Source organism: Roseibium denhamense, assembly GCF_009711415.1.
Taxonomy (GTDB): domain Bacteria; phylum Pseudomonadota; class Alphaproteobacteria; order Rhizobiales; family Stappiaceae; genus Roseibium; species Roseibium denhamense.
Map to the genome: position 1 here is coordinate 1 of NZ_SMLZ01000112.1, position 15,804 is coordinate 15,804.

Consider the following 15,804-nt stretch of genomic DNA (forward strand, 5'->3'; position numbering starts at 1 on the left):
GGCAAACGTAGCTTACATGACCGTCAAGGGTGCGACCCAGGGCGAAATCACCGCAGACGCAACAACAGCTGATTCCATCGGTAACATCTGGCAGGAAGGCCACGAAGGCGAAAGCTTGATCTTCAAGTTCGAAAGCAACGCAATCGTCCCGCGCGACCCGAACTCCGGCACCGCCATCGGAACCCGCCGCCACCAGCCGACCACGATCATCAAGCCGCTGGACAAAGCTTCCCCGCTGTTGTGGCAGGCTTTGGCGACAGGTGAATCCTTGGAGATCGAAGTCAAGTTCTGGCGTACGTCCACGGCTGGTGTTCAAGAGCACTACTACACAATCAAGTACACCGACGCCGTTCTGGTGGAAGGCAAGACGATCCTGCCGGACGTTCTGGATGATGCGAACGCCTCCCGCGGCGACCAGGAGCAGTGGTCCTTCACCTACCGTAAGGCCGACTGGACGCATGAAGTTGCTGGCACGTCCGCATCCGACGACTGGCGCGCTCCGGTCACCTGATCCCATAAGGTGACACGCAAAAGGTGACGCAGAACAGTCACCGGTAAATCAAGGTCACCGGGCCCGCCCCAACGGCCAGCCCCCATAAATGGCCGCGCCATGGTGACCGCGCTGGCCGCCCGCCCTTGCCAGCGCACTCCCGTCCGGACACATCCGGGCGGGCTTTTTTATGGGGAACAAGTCCATGGATGACAGTGCGGGGGAGGAGCCTTGCCGACCCCTCAAAAAGCGTCATCTAGGACGGAGCGAAGCGAAGGTCCGGGATCCGTGGGTTAATGCGTGTCCGCTGTTTTCTTATTGACCACGATAGCCGTTTGGCTCCCCGGTGCCGGCCCGCGCTGCGCTTGGCCGCAAGGACGATGGTGCGGCCAAAGGGTCTGTTACAAGGTCAAAGGCGGAACGAAACAAAAAAGGGCGCGCGGTCTCCGGCTTGACCGGCCGGCCAGCGCGCCCCTCGAGTACCTTGTAATATCTGGCCCCGCCGTCTTTACGCAGCCGATTGGGCTTCTGCCGGCACATCAATGTCCTGTGACCCGGACGAATCAGTTTGCTTGTGTGCCATCGCCAGGAAGGGAGCGGCGATCAACGCCAATCCATAAGCGGCCAGCGCGAAGAGGGCCAAAACCGCGATCACGGTGAAGCCAAGGCCCGCCATCATGCAGCCGACAAGAACGACAATCGCACCGGCAAAGGTGGCAGTGGTTTTTTCAATGATGGATTTCATGTTCCGTATCTCCAGTTTGTCCCGTTGTTTCGATAAACTGGATATGGAGACCCGGTTTTACGTTCCGCTCCGCCGGGCTTTACATTTTTGTAAATTTGAGCGCGATGCGTAGACCGGACGGCTTGACTGAACAAAGTTCGAGTTTCGCGGTGTGCCGGTCGGCGACGGCCCGCACCAGCGCAAGGCCAAGGCCTGTGCCCTCGCTTTCCCTGGCAGCGTCCAGACGCACCATGGGTTTGATGATCTCGTCAAAGAGATCGGGGTCAACGCCAGGTCCATTGTCCGATACGCCGATTTCCGAACCACGTGCGAACAAGGTGATGTCCGGACCGCCATGGACCAAGGCGTTCTGAATGAGGTTCGCAAGCGCCTGGATCAGCATGCTCCTGTCTGCCAGAACGCTTTCACCGGATTTTGCCGAAAGGACAAGCGACTTGCCCGCGTCCTCAACGACAGGGCCATAAATCTCCGCGACTTCCTCCACGAGGGCGCTCAGATCGACTTGTTCAAAGCCTTCCGTTCCGTGGGCCGCCTCGATCCGGGCAACCCGCATGATGGTGTCGAAGATGCCGGAAAGCCGTTCGGCTTCTTCCAGCGCTGCGCCGCGCGCCTCGCCGTCCGGCAGGCTTTCAAGCTGGGCGCGAAGGCGGGCAAGGGGCGTGCGCAGGTCATGCGCGATACTTGCACTCAGATTGCGGGTCTGGGCGACAAGGCGTTCCAGTTCTTGGGCGGCCCGGTCGATTTGCCCGGCAAGGTCATCAAGATCATCACTGGAGCTGGCAACGCCGATGCGCGCTTCAAGGTCTCCCGTCGCCAACCGATCCAGAACCCCTTTGATCCGGGAAAGGCGCCGCTGAACAAGAAAACCTGCCCCGAGCCCAATGACGAGCACCAGGACGAGCACCACCCCGGCTGTGCTCCATAGTGCATTGCCCAGAAGTTCCAGAGCGTCTTCGCTGGCATCAAGCGGCACGGCGATCAGTACCGGTTCCCCTTCCTTGTCCCGTGAAATCAGGACCCGCCAATCTTCCGCGCGCCGGAAGTCCCGTTTGAGACTGACCGTGCCGCCCCCCGTGCGCACAACCTCCCCGAATTCCCTTGGCAAATCGCCAATCTCGGAAAGCGGGCGGATGATGACCGAGAACGTGTCTGTTTCGGTATCGTCCGCCTCGACGGTCGCCGCCAAACCTTCAAGAGCCGTGTCGACGCGGTTGAGAACCGCTTCCCGGCCAAAAGTCAGTGCCAACACGATAGCAACCGCCATGCCCACAGAAAAAATGGCTGTGAGCAGCAATGACAGGCGCAAGGTTGAAGAGCGAAGCAGCCAACGGACCCGGCGTATCAGCCCTTCCGGGAGTTTGGCGAGCGCCTTAATTACCGAAGACATAGCCTTCGCCCCGTCTGGTGCGGATCAGCTCGTCGCCAAAGGGTTTGTCGACCTTGGACCGCAGCCGGCTGATATGGGTTTCTACAACGGAAGTTGTCGGATCAAAGCTCATGTCCCAAACCTGTTCCAGAAGCATGGTGCGGGTCACGAGGCGGCCCGGGCGCCGCATGAAATATTCCAAAAGCTTGAATTCCTTGGCCATCAGGTCGATCACCTGTCCCTGGCGTTCGCAGCGGCGGGCCAAAAGGTCCAAACTGAGATCCCCATAGCGCAGGGTGGTCGGCTCGGCCGTGCTGGCCGGCCCACCGTCACGTCGGCGGCCCAGGGCATTCACGCGGGCCGAGAGTTCGGCAAAGGCAAAGGGTTTGGTGAGATAATCGTCACCCCCAGCGGAAAAACCTTCGACCCGTGCATCCACTTCGCCAAGAGCGGTCAGGAACAGCGCCGGAGTGGTATCTTCAGAGGCGCGCAAGGATTTCAGCACCGAGAGACCGTCGAGGCCGGACACCATCCTGTCGAGGATCAACACGTCATAGTCCTGGCCCATGGCAGCAAGCAGCGCCTCCTTGCCATCTGTAAAATGATCGACCACGTGCCCTTCTTCGCGCAGGCCGCCCGCCACCCAAGGTCCGAGTTGCCGGTCGTCTTCCAAAAGCAGTATCCGCATTCCAAATCCTTACCAAGGCGCATGGCGCCAAAACAGGAAAAAGGCCGCCGAACCAGGCAGCCCTTTCCCTAACATGTTCCGTTACCAATTACCCTGCGCGTTTGTTTCCGGCATTGGCGTCGTCATCATCATCATCGCCGTGGTCATCGTCCGTTTCGATCTCCAGGACCGTGCCGGAGACAGCGTCGATTTCGACTTCCATCTCAATGCCGTCGGCCGTAACGATTTCGATCTCAAAGATCTCTTTGCCGTCTTCGCGCTCAAATTCGGTTTCCTGAACGGTTCCCGGAACCTCTTTCAAGGCGATTTCGATGGCCTGCGCTTCGCTCAGAGCCGTCTGGGGTGCTGCCGTTTGTGCAGCGACCGCCCCAACCGCGCCTGCTGCCAGAACCATACCTGCGACAACCGTGCCTGCGATCATTTTAACGTTCATTACCTGTCTCCATCTTTGTGTGCGAAAGGCTCCCTGCCTTCCGATGAAACAAAGATGGGACAGTCAGTTTGCAGGCCTCTTGAGCGAAGTTTACATTTGTGTAAGGCGCATATTCCTTACTTTTTTCAGACTCTTACATCGCTCAGTGGCCGCCGGCTTCTTTCCTTTTCCCCTTCACCATATGCAAAACAGGTTCAATGACCTTCGCCACGATGGGAATCAGGATCAGCCCGACAATCAGACCGAAAATACCGTCCATGGTCGCCGTCGCGAACCAGGCGAGAAAACCTTCGGCAACGCCAATCGTGTGGGCGAAACCGTGCGCGATGGTATGAATGGAATCATAGAGCCCTTTGACGCCGAGCTCCTTCAGGCCATGAATGACTATAGAGCCACCAACCCAGAGCATGGCTGCTGTCCCGACCGTCATGAGAACCTTCATGACACCAGGCATGGCTTTGACAATGCCGATGCCAATGGCGCGGGTCGCGCCAAACCGGCCCTCGCGGGACAAGTGCAGGCCAACATCGTCCGCTTTCACAATAAGGGCGACCGAGCCATAGACCATGACCGTGATGCCAATCGCGACGACCGCCAAGGTGGACGCTTCCATCCAGATGTTGCTGTCCGGGATTTCAGAAAGTGCAATGGTCATAATTTCTGCGGAGAGGATGAAGTCGGTCTTGATTGCCCCGGAGACCTTTTGCTCTTCCAGATGGGTTGGGTCCTGAACAAGGTTTTTCGGCTGGTCGGCATCGTGATGGCCGGGTGCGAAGAGATGATAGATTTTCTCCGCACCCTCGAAGCACAAATAGGCCCCGCCCAGCATCAAGAGTGGCGTGATGATGCCGGGCAGAAAGGTGTTGAGCAAAAGGCCCACAGGCAGCAGAAAAATGAGCTTGTTCTTCAGCGATCAATTGGCAATGCGCCAGACAATGGGCAATTCGCGGGCCGGGGAGAATCCGGCAACATATTTCGGCGTCACAGCGGCATCGTCGATCACGGCCCCGGCCGCTTTGGACCCTGCTTTGGCCGCTTGGCCAATCACATCATCCACGGAGGCTGCCGCCACCTTGGCAATTGCTGCCACATCGTCAAGTAGGGCGAGTAATCCGCTCATAGGGGCTCCTGGACCTTTATCGCTTCTGTTGCGACGGACCTTACAGCTTTTTTGCGACAGACCAAGGGACAGGGTCCTTTCGATCGGTGAGGAGCACCCAAGCCAGACAAAAAAGATCTTTTTGCAAAGGAAACCGCTAAGGTCCTGGCCCGGCCGAAGGCGCTGAGAAAAACCGGCCCCTTCAAGGTGAACGGGATCTTTCCATGATTGGGAAAATTGCATTCAGGCCCTTAGCGCCGGTTTAGCGCCTTCCCATTAGGGTGCGCTGAGGCCCTTGCCGCATGGCATGTTTTGAGTGGGAAGTCTGTTGATGCATATGTCTCATCCTGATCCAGCGCGTGATGCAACCAACTCCGCATCAGAGGAGGCGCTTGTTTTCCGGTCAGAACCGAAATCCCGGTTTTACCCGGTGAAGGGAAAGAACGTCAGCATTGAGAAGATCGTCGAAGGCATGCTGCTGTCCGAAATCGAGATTGTGCCGATCCCGGAATACGGCGTTCATTTGTGAGTTAACCGGCCGTCTTTACACCGAGCACCGAGCGTGTCGTCAGATAAACAAAAACCGCACCAAATCCCTTTGGCGCGGTCTTTCGTTTCCGGCGACCCGAACGGCGGGCGGACGTCGTGATTACACGCGGCGTTCCACCATCATCTTCTTGATCTCGGCAATGGCCTTGGCCGGGTTGAGGCCTTTCGGACATGCCTGGGAACAGTTCATGATTGTGTGGCAGCGGTACAAACGGAACGGATCTTCCAGATCGTCCAGACGTTCCCCGGTCGCCTCGTCGCGGCTGTCGATCAGCCAGCGGTATGCCTGCAGCAGAATAGCCGGGCCGAGATAGCGGTCGCCATTCCACCAGTAGCTCGGGCAGGACGTGGAGCAGCAGGCACACAGGATGCACTCATAAAGACCGTCCAGCTTGACGCGGTCCTCATGCGACTGGCGCCATTCCTTTTCCGGGGCCGGTGTTACCGTTTTCAACCATGGCTCAATGGACCGGTGCTGCGCGTAGAACCGTGTCAGGTCCGGCACGAGATCCTTGACGACGGGCATGTGCGGCAGCGGGTAAATCTTCACCACATCACCGGCAACCTCACCCGTGCCCTTTGTACAGGCCAGTGTATTGGTTCCATCGATGTTCATGGCGCAGGACCCGCAAATCCCCTCGCGGCAGGACCGGCGGAATGTCAGGGTCGGATCGATCTTGTTCTTGATGTAAATAAGGCCGTCGAGCACCATCGGGCCGCAATCGTCCTTGTCGACAAAATAGGTGTCGACGCGCGGGTTCCGGCCTTCATCCGGATTCCACCGGTAGATGCGGTATTCCGTGAGGTTGGTGGCACCCTCAGGCTTTGGCCACACCTTGCCCTCGGTCACCGTCGAGTTCCGGGGAAGCGTCAGCTGAACCATCTCATTTTGCTCCGCGTTGGGCCCTTAATTCGCGTCCGGGCCTGGCTGTCCGACCTCATGCAGTGAGTTCGAACACCATATTGTCATTCGTTTTCGCCGTAATCCTGTAGGCGCGATTGGTCAGCTCACTGACGCAGTCCTCGGTCCAGTAGGGACGGCAATTGGTTTCCAGAAGGATCACGCGCGGCCAAAGGCTCCGGTCGGCGTGCCTCAAGAAGGGCAAGAGAACTCGGTCCTCAAAGCCCTCTACATCCACTTTCAAAACATCGATCTTGTTAAGGCCGATATCATCCACAATCGAGGTCAACGGCCGTACCTTGACGAAGGTCTGGGTCCAGTTGCCGGCCCATTCGCCCGTTGTCAGGTCCTTGACGAAGGTGGCAAAGCCGAAATTCGACGGCTCCAGCCAAAGCGGCAAAGTATCCTCGCGCGGGCCTACCGCCGTTTCAACAATCTGGAGGTTATGAAGATCGTTGGCGCGGACGTTAAACCGCAACTTGGCCGCTGTGTGTGGGTTGGCCTCGATCGACAAAACGTCGGCGCCCATCTGTGCTGCAAAGATGGAGTAGGAACCGATATTGGCTCCCACATCCACAAATGTCTGGCCGCCTTTCAGGAAGGGCGCCACCATCTTGTGCTCATCGCGTTCGGGCAAGCGGCCTTTGGCGAGGAGTTTCCGGTCGTCATAGTTTTCGCCCGGATAAATCCGGAACTTCAGACCTTCCGCCTCCAGATCATAAGGCCCGCGGAACACACGCGCTACAAGCGCACGGATCCGTTTGCGCAGCCCCTTGGACAAGTCATGCCGGTCGGCCAGCCGCCAGGCAGCCCGGACAAGCCGTTCGGCCTTGTAAGTGCCGAACGGGCTTTCCGTATCAAGAGATGCGGCCACCTGCGCCAACCGGATCGCTCCTTAATAAACCCGCGCTTTTGGCGCGATTTTCTTCGGATCGATACCGCCGTTCTGGAACGGGGTCAGGGGCTCGGTGACCACCGGACGGTAATCCAGTTTGACGCCGCCAGCCTCGTTGACCCAAGCCAGGGTGTGCTTGCGCCAGTCTTCATCGTTCCGGCCAGCGAAATCACCGTCCTTGTAGTCTTCACGGGCATGCGCACCGCGGGACTCTTTGCGGGCCTCGGCGCCGTAGACGGTAGTGATCGCGTTCGCCATCAGGTTTTCCAGCTCCAGCGTCTCCACCAGATCGGAATTCCAGATCATGGAGCGGTCCGTTACCTTGAGGTCGCTCATGCCCTTCCAGATTTCATCCAGGCGGTTGCAGCCCTGCGCCAGGGTGTCCTGGGTCCGGAAAACCGCTGCGTCTTCCTGCATGGCCCGTTGCATCTGGTCCCGCAGCTCAGCCGTCGGCGTGGAACCGTCCGCATTCCGCAGTTTGTCGAACCGGTCCATGATTTTCTCACAGGATGCTTCGCTCGGTGCAGGTACGGCTTCCTTGGGATCAACCACCTGACCGGCTTTAATGGCTGCCGCGCGGCCAAACACCACCAGATCGATCAGGGAGTTTGAGCCCAGACGGTTGGCTCCATGAACGGACGCACAACCGGCCTCGCCCACGGCCATAAGGCCCGGCTGAATCCGGTCCGGATGGTCCGAAGTGGCGTTCAGGACTTCGCCCCAGTAGTTGGTCGGAATACCGCCCATGTTGTAGTGCACGGTCGGAATGACCGGGATCGGTTCCTTGGTGACATCCACGCCAGCAAAAATGCGCGCACTTTCCGAAATGCCGGGCAAACGCTCTGCCAGGATGGCCGGATCCAGATGGTCCAGATGCAGGAAGATGTGGTCCTTGTTCTTGCCGACACCACGGCCTTCGCGGATTTCCATCGTCATACAGCGTGAGACAACATCGCGTGAGGCAAGGTCTTTGGCCGATGGTGCATAGCGTTCCATGAAGCGCTCGCCCTCGGAGTTGACCAGATAGCCGCCCTCACCGCGCGCGCCCTCAGTGATTAGGCAGCCGGAGCCGTAAATCCCGGTCGGATGGAATTGAACGAATTCCATGTCCTGGAGCGGAAGCCCGGCACGGGCCACCATGCCGCCACCGTCGCCGGTGCAGGTGTGCGCTGATGTCGCCGAGAAGTAGGCACGGCCATAACCACCCGTTGCCAGAACAACCATTTTCGCGGCGAACCGGTGGATGGTGCCATCATCGAGGTTCCAGGCAATCACACCCTGACAAACCCCGTCTTCGGACATGATCAGGTCCAGCGCAAAATACTCAATGTAGAACTCGGCGTTGTTCTTGAGCGACTGGCCGTAAAGCGTGTGCAAGATGGCGTGACCGGTCCGGTCGGCCGCCGCGCAGGTGCGCTGAACGGGGGGACCTTCGCCATAGTTCTGCATGTGGCCACCAAATGGCCGTTGGTAAATCCGGCCGTCTTCCGTCCGCGAGAACGGAACACCGTAATGCTCCAGCTCATAGACTGCCTTCGGGGCTTCACGGGCAAGATACTCCATGGCGTCGGTATCACCGAGCCAGTCGGACCCTTTGACCGTGTCGTACATGTGCCATTCCCAGCAGTCAGGCGTCATGTTTTTCAAGGATGCGGCGATGCCGCCCTGAGCCGCCACGGTGTGCGAACGGGTCGGGAATACCTTCGTGATGCAGGCCGTTCTCAGCCCCTGTTCTGCCATGCCGAGCGTGGCGCGCAACCCTGCGCCGCCTGCGCCGACAACAACCACATCATATGTGTGGTCAATAAATTCGTATGTCTTGGCCATACGGGTTAACCTCCAAAGCCAATCTTGAGCACTGCGAAGACGCAGCCGAAACCGATAAAGGCGCAGAAGAACGTGTTCGCCATAAGCGTCAGGAACTTGATGCCTTCGCCATGTACATAGTCTTCGATGATCACCTGCATACCGAGCTTCATATGAAAAACGCCGGACAGGATCACCAGCAGCATGATGATCGCCACAAGCGGATTTTGCAGGGTCTCAACCAGTTCTGCATGGGTTGATCCCTGAAGGGCAATGACCAGCACCACGAAGAAGGAAATCAGGAAGACGTTGGCGACCGCGGTCATCCGTTGCTTCCAAAAATGATCGGTGCCTTCCTTGGCTGAACCGAGACCGCGAACCTTGCCGAGCGGTGTGCGCATGTCGCTCATATCTGTCTCCTTATCCAACCATCAGGCCGATGCCCCAGAGGGCAAGCGTAACCAGAACGGACCCGATAATGGTCGCTTTGGCGAGCCACTCCCGCGCCTCCTTGCCGAAGCCCGCGCCCATGTCCCAGACAAAGTGCCGCAAGCCGCCGAGCATGTGATGCACGAGAGCCCAGGTAAATCCGAAAAGGACGAGACGGCCGAACCACGACCCATAGATCCCGTTGACAAAGTCGAAGTAAGCCGGTCCGGCGGCGGCAGCAATCAACCACCACGCCAAGAGAACGGTCCCAAAATACAGAGCTGCGCCGGTGATGCGGTGCAGGATCGACATAACCATCGTCAGAATGGGCTTATAAATCTGAAGATGTGGCGATAGCGGGCGATTGCTCCGCAAATCGGCGTTCGGCATGGATTTCCTCTCCCGTGCGACGCTACCTTACGTTTACGCAAACGTAAGTATTACAAGGCGTTGTATAGACGCGTTCTAGCGCTAACGCCTTAAAAGGTCAAAATATCCTATAGGCCTAAATCGCCTGAAACCACTTCTGAATCGTTTAAATTCGCGCGATGTTATAAATCTGAGATGCAGACCGTCACCCTTCCCTGTGAGGAACCCCAAAGACCGACCACCCGGTCCGGTGCGCAAAACGTTCCATTGCTTCCGTGCCTAACTTGGAGTTTCCATAGCGGTTGAGCCCAGGGGACCAGACCGCAATCGCCGCCCGGCTCGGTGAAATCACGAGTATTCCGCCGCCAACACCGCTCTTGCCGGGCATTCCGACCCGGAAGGCAAAGTCTCCAGATCCATCATAATGCCCACACGTCATCATAAGGGCGTTGATACGCCTGCGCCGTTCAACAGAGACCAGCCCCGGCATTCTCGGGGCATCAACGAGAAAGCGTCCCGCCAGGGCCAGTTGCCGGCAAGTCATTTCAACGGCGCATTGGTGACAATATGTCCCAAGGACCTTCTCAACGCTCGCCTGAAGATTGCCATAGGAGGCCAGGTAGTGGGCGAGCGAAAAATTGCGGTGGCCCGTTTCGATCTCAGACGCCGCGACACGCTCGTTAATGTGAATTCTCTCATCATCTGCTGCTGCCCGGATGAAACGCAGCAGTTCGCCCAATGCTTCGCGTGGTTGCGATCCGGCCAGATAGCTATCTGTCGCAACCAAGGCGCCGGCATTGATGAATGGATTGCGTGGAATCCCGTCCTCGCGCTCAAGCAACAATATGGAATCGAATGAGAGGCCCGAGGGTTCGCGTCCGACCCGCCTCCAAATCTGATCCCCGACCCGGCCAAGAGCAAGAGCCAACGCAAAAACCTTCGAGACCGATTGGATCGAAAAAGGAACCTCCGCATGCCCGGCCGAGTAGACTTCGCCATTGGCGAGAGCGACCGCGATACCGAACTGGTGCGGATCAATCCCCGCAAGTTCGGGGATGTAAGACGCCACGGAGCCCGGATTGGGATCCGCCAACGCTTCGGCCGCGATTTCATCTAAAAGGCTTTGCATCACGCTCTCCAGCTGGGGGCAGCAGTTCGTCAGATTGCTGCTCCCGATGCAAGCCGCTTGTAGAGATGAAGCATAAAGATCGTCGCGAAGATGGGCGTAACCAGGTTCAAGATCGGTACGGCCAGCAATCCGGCGATCACCAGACCGGCCAGAAAAACGGTGCCTGCCCGCGCCTTTCGGAAGGCTCTTGCCCCCTCCGGTGGCATGAACCGCATCGCGGCAAACTCGAAAAACTCCCGCCCGAGCAGATATCCATTGACCAAGAAAAATGCGACAAGATTGACGCCCGGAATCAGGAGCAGCAACAGGGCAAAAATGTTTCCGAGGATGACAACCCCGGTAAACTTGATGGTATGAACCACTGCTTGTCCGACCGGCAGTGCCCGACCGGGCCGCTCCCCTGGATAATCGCGCGCATCGACAATGTCCGCGATATCGTCCTGAAACAGTCCGGCCAGGAGAGCTGATATCGGCGCGATTAGGAAGCCGAGCACAAAGACAGCGCCAATGCCCGTCAAAACGGACAAGGCCGTCTCCATCCAGCCGTAAGGCAAGACAATGAAGGCCGCTACGCCTGCCTGAAGCGCGATCCAGATAGCGGCCAGGATGCCGATGGTAAAGCCCATCATTTTCCAGAAGATCGAGCGGAAGGGCGGTTCGAACACTTGGGACATGGCCCGGGAAGCAGCTTGAAACATATGGTCCTTGGGCGGGTTTTTTATGACCAGTTCGACATAAGGACCGCTGACGATCCGCGCAAGTAGGCCACGCGGACCCAATATCTACAAAAAAGAGTACTTTAATATTTTGCCCGCTCTGGTATGCATATCGATACAAAGAACCAGAATCGTGCCGGACAGGATCCGCCCCATGACTGCACAAGGCAAATTCGTTCCTTCTTTGCGCGAAACCGCCGGCGCTCGCGATGCCCTGTCCTTCTTCCGGAACGAGTGGAACATCTACCAAAAAATTGTCCAGTCCAATGCAATGCATCACCGTGACTTAGCCAGCCTTCTGGGGGCTGTGATTTCTAAGCGGTTTGCAGTGCCGTTTCACTTTTTCGACCTTGCTTGCGGCGATGGTGTCTTTGCAAAGTCGGTTCTCCACGGGCTTCCGGTCGCCCGGTATCAGGGTGTGGACCTGAATGAAAATGCCCTCATGCAAGCGGCTGAGACATTTAAGAATTGCCCGTACGACTTCGAGCTGCACCACGGTGACATGGTAGCTTGGGTCAACCGCAACCGCACTCCCGCCGATGTCATGTGGTGCGGGTTTTCGCTGCACAATCTGAAAACCTGCGGCGAGAAGCAGGCATTGTTCAGCGCAATCTATCAGTCTTTGAAACCCGGCGGGTTATTTGCGTGTGTCGAGCCTACATGTCACGCGGGAGAAAGCCGGGAACATTATTTGGCCCGCACCCGGCCGCAAGTCCGCAGCCGGTTCGCCGCCCTGGACGACCAGGAATTTTCGCAAATGTGGGCGCATATCAGCGAACACGACCATCCGGAAACCGTTCAGTCCTGGCTGAGTATGGGGGTTCGGGCCGGGTTTGAGACGAGCCGCGAGATCTACAGGATGCCAGGCGATTTATTCTGTGCGGCATACCTTTTCGAAAAACCGGCACGCCGTTTTACACAGGCCTAAGCAAACCGGAGAAAACTGCTAAAAACGGGTTCTGGCCTTAAGAGCCTGGGTCAACGTGCCCTCATCGAGATAATCAAGCTCTCCTCCGACCGGAACACCATGGGCAAGCCGTGTCACGCTCACATCAAGATGTGACAGCTGATCCATGATGTAATGAGCCGTCGTTTGCCCCTCGACTGTGGCGTTGATGGCTAGCACCACTTCCTGGATTTCTGGCGCGCTACAACGGTCCACCAATGCCGCGAGGTTGAGATCATCCGGACCAATTCCGTCCAGCGGGGACAGGGTGCCGCCCAAGACGTGATAGCGGGCATTGGTCGCCCCCGCCCGCTCAAGGGCCCAAAGGTCGGCGACATCTTCCACGACAACAAGAACAGAGGGATCGCGTTTTTCATCGGAGCAAATCGTGCAGGGGTCCGAAGTATCGACAGTCCCGCATGTGCTGCAAATACCGATTTCCCGGACCGCGACACCCATTGCCTCGGCCAGCGGAACCAAAAGCTGATCTTTCTTCTTGATCAGATGGAGCGCGGCCCGCCGTGCAGATCGCGGACCAAGTCCCGGCAACTTGGCCAGAAGCTGGATCAGCCGCTCGATTTCCGGTCCTGCAACGCTCTTCTGGGCCATCTATTTCCTCATTCCCGGCCATATGTTGGGGGCGAGACTTCTCTTCAAAGTCTCCGTTGCCGCTCTTGTTCCGGCGACTCATTCCGTGAGCTTAAAGCAATCCCGGCATCACGAGAGGTGAAACGGCATGGATCCCCGGGAAAGCTTGACGATGACGGAGGGTGTGCAGAGTTCCAAGTCTCCTAGCGTCAGCAGTGATCCGCTAGGATGACAATGGAGGCAAAACCTCAAGGTTTCTCCGCGGCACCGAGAATACTTAGAACGGCAGTTTCATCCCAGCCGGCAGACCGAGCCCGCCCATCATCTCCTGGGTCTTTTCCTGGATCGCCTGATCGATCTTCACCCGGCCATCCGTATGCGCAGCAATGATCAAATCCTCAAGGATTTCCGCCTCGTCCTCTTTCAGAAGGGACGGGTCGATCTTGAGGCTTTTCAGTTCGCCCTTGCCGTTTAGACGGAGGCTGACGAGACCGGCGCCAGAAGAGCCTTCGGCTTCAATGTCCTCGATCTGTCCTTGCAGAGAGCCCATCTGCTCCTGCATTTCCTTGGCCTGCTTCATCATTTTCAGGAAATCCATGGGATCTCTCCTTAACTTCGCTCGCGGACGGTGTCCGCCTATGATTTGGGATCAGCATTTAGAAGAACAAGGACACTGGCACAAGCCGCCGCTTAATCCTCATCTTCGTCGCCCAGCGCCTCACTCAAAAGCGGATCGGCAACCATCGGATCTGCCAGTGCTGCCTCGTCTTCGTCCGACACCGTCACCGTGACATCCACGACCTTCGCACCTGGAAACGCGCTCAGCAGGGCGGCAACCGTCGGGTGGGACTTGGCGTCCGACAGCAATTGCTGCTGATTGGCCTCCTGCTCTTCATGGATCGTCGGCCGGCCTTGCGTCCGCGAGACGATCACAAACCAGCGCTGCCCGGTCCATTCGGTCAGCTTGCGGCCAAATTCTCCGGCGATATCTGCGGGAGCGTCTTCGGTCGGCTGAATTTCAATCTTGCCAGGCTCGAATTTTACCAGCCGCATCTGGCGCTGGATGGCCACTTTCATCGGTATATCGCGCTTTTCCGAGGCAAGAGCGGCGCAATCCTGGAGAGACTTGAGCTGAAACGCCGAGATTTCCTGAACTGCATCAGGCTGCGCCGGTGCTTGAGGCCTGATCGCCGGCTGCCCGCCTTGAATGGCCGAAAGGTGTGGCCGCGCGCCGGTGGCCGCCTCCGCACTCATCGTAGGGCCACTGTTCCCGGAATAGGGCGTCTGGGGTGCGCCCACAGCCATGGCGGTCGCGCCACCACCGGACGGCATTGCCTGGGACCCGCTGCTTGCTGCACCACCTCCGTGGGCGTTCTGCCCGGTTTTGACCTGCGCCATCAGTTCGCCCGGATCCGGCAAATCAGCTGCATAGGCAAGCCGCACCAGGACCATGTCTGCGGCGGCCAGTGGTTTCGAAGCGCTCTGCACCTCCTGGACGCCCTTCAGCAAAATTTGCCAGGCACGTGACAGAAGGCGCACGGACAGCTTTTCGGCAAACTCCTGACCGCGGCTGCGCTCGGTTTCGGTAACCGAGGCTTCGTCGGCTGATTTGGGAGCCACCTTGATGCGCGTGACAAGGTGGGTGAAGTCGGCCAGATCGGTGAGGACGATTGCCGGGTCGGCCCCGACATCATACTGCGCCTGGAGTTCGGCCAGAGCCTCTTCTATCCGCCCGGCCATGATATGATGAAAGAGATCGATGACCCTTGCCCGGTCGGCCAGACCCAGCATCCTGCGCAGATCGTCTGCCTCGATCGCCCCGCCCCCATGGGCCATGGCCTGATCGAGAAGCGACAGCGAATCGCGCGCAGAGCCCTCGCCGGCCCGGGCAATCAATAGAAGTGCCTCGTCGGAGATCGTGATGTTTTCCGCATGCGAAATCCGGCGCAACAAGCCGATCAGCTTGGACTGTTCAATGCGGCGCAGATCGAACCGCTGACAGCGCGAGAGGACGGTAATGGGAACCTTTCGGATTTCGGTCGTCGCAAAGATAAATTTCACATGCTGAGGAGGCTCTTCCAATGTCTTCAGCAGACCGTTGAAGGCCGCGTTGGAGAGCATGTGGACTTCATCGATGATATAGACCTTGTACCGTGCCGTCGCCGGGCGATAGCGGGCCGCGTCGATGATCTCGCGGATGTCGTTGATACCGGTATGCGAGGCGGCATCCATTTCGATCACGTCGACATGGCGGCCTTCCATGATCGCCCGGCAATGGGTGCCTTCCTGGGTAAGCTTGACCGTCGGCTTGTCGGCGTCACCGGGCACTTCGTAGTTTAGGCCCCTGGCCAGAATCCTGGCAGTAGTGGTCTTCCCGACCCCGCGTACGCCCGTCAGCATCCAGGCCTGAGCAATCCGGCCCGTATGAAACGCGTTTTCCAGCGTTTGAACCATAGGCTCCTGACCGACCAGATCCTCAAAGGTTTTCGGCCGGTATTTGCGGGCCAGAACCCGGTATGCGCCGTCTTGCGATGCCGCACCGTGGTTGGAGGCATCGGTCACGCCTGATGCAGCCGCGTTATCTTGGGGGAAGCCTGTCTCGTCCATGAGCCGCACCATAGCGATTTTTTCAAAAAGGTGGACTGGCTTTTGGAA

Annotated in this window: 17 protein-coding genes and 1 pseudogene; 3 read left to right on the forward strand and 15 right to left on the reverse strand. The window is 58.2% G+C overall.

Annotation, left to right across the window (positions count from 1 at the left end; all coding sequences use genetic code 11):
- Positions 1–511, forward strand: a 511-nt coding sequence (locus E1180_RS15335; protein ID WP_155192185.1) for an Hcp family type VI secretion system effector, incomplete at its 5' end; no start/stop codon positions are given.
- A 487-nt stretch (positions 512–998) separates the two neighbouring features.
- Here E1180_RS15335 and E1180_RS15340 read toward each other — a convergent pair.
- From E1180_RS15340 to E1180_RS15360, 5 genes and pseudogenes are all read right to left on the reverse strand, one after another.
- Positions 999–1,235 carry a hypothetical protein gene (locus E1180_RS15340; RefSeq protein ID WP_155192187.1) on the reverse strand — a complete coding sequence of 79 codons (237 nt, stop codon included), beginning with the start codon at positions 1,233–1,235 and terminating at the stop codon, positions 999–1,001.
- A 79-nt stretch (positions 1,236–1,314) separates the two neighbouring features.
- The gene (locus tag E1180_RS15345; RefSeq protein ID WP_155192189.1) at positions 1,315–2,622 is read right to left on the reverse strand and encodes a sensor histidine kinase; all 1,308 of its coding nucleotides are present in this window, start codon (positions 2,620–2,622) and stop codon (positions 1,315–1,317) included.
- Positions 2,606–3,289 (reverse strand): winged helix-turn-helix domain-containing protein, encoded by a 684-nt coding sequence (locus E1180_RS15350; protein WP_155192191.1) that lies wholly within the window; start codon positions 3,287–3,289, stop codon positions 2,606–2,608. The genes E1180_RS15345 and E1180_RS15350 overlap by 17 nt, the downstream gene beginning before the upstream one ends.
- Positions 3,290–3,377: 88 nt before the next feature.
- Positions 3,378–3,722: a PepSY domain-containing protein gene (locus E1180_RS15355; protein ID WP_155192193.1), complete on the reverse strand. Its 345-nt coding sequence runs from the start codon at positions 3,720–3,722 to the stop codon at positions 3,378–3,380.
- Between the two features lie 142 nt (positions 3,723–3,864).
- A pseudogene (locus E1180_RS15360) lies at positions 3,865–4,842 on the reverse strand (DUF808 domain-containing protein).
- A 310-nt stretch (positions 4,843–5,152) separates the two neighbouring features.
- Between E1180_RS15360 and E1180_RS15365 the strand changes: the two are divergent.
- Entirely contained in the window at positions 5,153–5,350 is a 198-nt protein-coding gene (locus E1180_RS15365; protein WP_155192195.1) for a hypothetical protein, read from the forward strand.
- 120 nt (positions 5,351–5,470) lie between these two features.
- Here the strand turns inward: E1180_RS15365 and E1180_RS15370 are convergent, their stop codons facing one another.
- From E1180_RS15370 to E1180_RS15400, 7 genes are all read right to left on the reverse strand, one after another.
- Positions 5,471–6,253 carry a succinate dehydrogenase iron-sulfur subunit gene (locus E1180_RS15370; RefSeq protein ID WP_155192206.1) on the reverse strand — a complete coding sequence of 261 codons (783 nt, stop codon included), beginning with the start codon at positions 6,251–6,253 and terminating at the stop codon, positions 5,471–5,473.
- Between the two features lie 55 nt (positions 6,254–6,308).
- Positions 6,309–7,145 carry an FkbM family methyltransferase gene (locus E1180_RS15375; protein ID WP_283404655.1) on the reverse strand — a complete coding sequence of 279 codons (837 nt, stop codon included), beginning with the start codon at positions 7,143–7,145 and terminating at the stop codon, positions 6,309–6,311.
- A 21-nt stretch (positions 7,146–7,166) separates the two neighbouring features.
- Positions 7,167–8,993 carry a succinate dehydrogenase flavoprotein subunit gene (gene sdhA / locus E1180_RS15380; protein WP_155192212.1) on the reverse strand — a complete coding sequence of 609 codons (1,827 nt, stop codon included), beginning with the start codon at positions 8,991–8,993 and terminating at the stop codon, positions 7,167–7,169.
- 5 nt (positions 8,994–8,998) lie between these two features.
- Positions 8,999–9,382 carry a succinate dehydrogenase, hydrophobic membrane anchor protein gene (sdhD, locus tag E1180_RS15385; protein ID WP_155192214.1) on the reverse strand — a complete coding sequence of 128 codons (384 nt, stop codon included), beginning with the start codon at positions 9,380–9,382 and terminating at the stop codon, positions 8,999–9,001.
- Between the two features lie 10 nt (positions 9,383–9,392).
- Positions 9,393–9,791, reverse strand: a complete 399-nt coding sequence (gene sdhC, locus E1180_RS15390) for a succinate dehydrogenase, cytochrome b556 subunit (protein ID WP_155192216.1) — start codon at positions 9,789–9,791, stop codon at positions 9,393–9,395.
- Between the two features lie 184 nt (positions 9,792–9,975).
- Complete coding sequence (locus E1180_RS15395; protein WP_155192219.1) at positions 9,976–10,899, reverse strand: glutaminase; 924 nt, start codon at positions 10,897–10,899, stop codon at positions 9,976–9,978.
- A 29-nt stretch (positions 10,900–10,928) separates the two neighbouring features.
- On the reverse strand, positions 10,929–11,597 hold the full coding sequence (locus tag E1180_RS15400) for a sulfate transporter family protein (protein ID WP_155192222.1): 669 nt from the start codon (positions 11,595–11,597) through the stop codon (positions 10,929–10,931).
- A gap of 172 nt (positions 11,598–11,769) precedes the next feature.
- Between E1180_RS15400 and E1180_RS15405 the strand changes: the two genes are divergently transcribed.
- Entirely contained in the window at positions 11,770–12,543 is a 774-nt protein-coding gene (locus E1180_RS15405) for a class I SAM-dependent methyltransferase (protein ID WP_155192224.1), read from the forward strand.
- A gap of 18 nt (positions 12,544–12,561) precedes the next feature.
- Here E1180_RS15405 and recR read toward each other — a convergent pair whose 3' ends face one another.
- The 3 genes from recR to E1180_RS15420 form a co-directional block, all read right to left on the reverse strand.
- Entirely contained in the window at positions 12,562–13,170 is a 609-nt protein-coding gene (gene recR / locus E1180_RS15410; RefSeq protein WP_155192226.1) for a recombination mediator RecR, read from the reverse strand.
- A gap of 256 nt (positions 13,171–13,426) precedes the next feature.
- On the reverse strand, positions 13,427–13,747 hold the full coding sequence (locus E1180_RS15415; RefSeq protein ID WP_155192228.1) for a YbaB/EbfC family nucleoid-associated protein: 321 nt from the start codon (positions 13,745–13,747) through the stop codon (positions 13,427–13,429).
- A 92-nt stretch (positions 13,748–13,839) separates the two neighbouring features.
- Positions 13,840–15,756, reverse strand: a complete 1,917-nt coding sequence (locus tag E1180_RS15420) for a DNA polymerase III subunit gamma/tau (protein WP_208997176.1) — start codon at positions 15,754–15,756, stop codon at positions 13,840–13,842.
- Positions 15,757–15,804 lie beyond the last annotated feature (48 nt).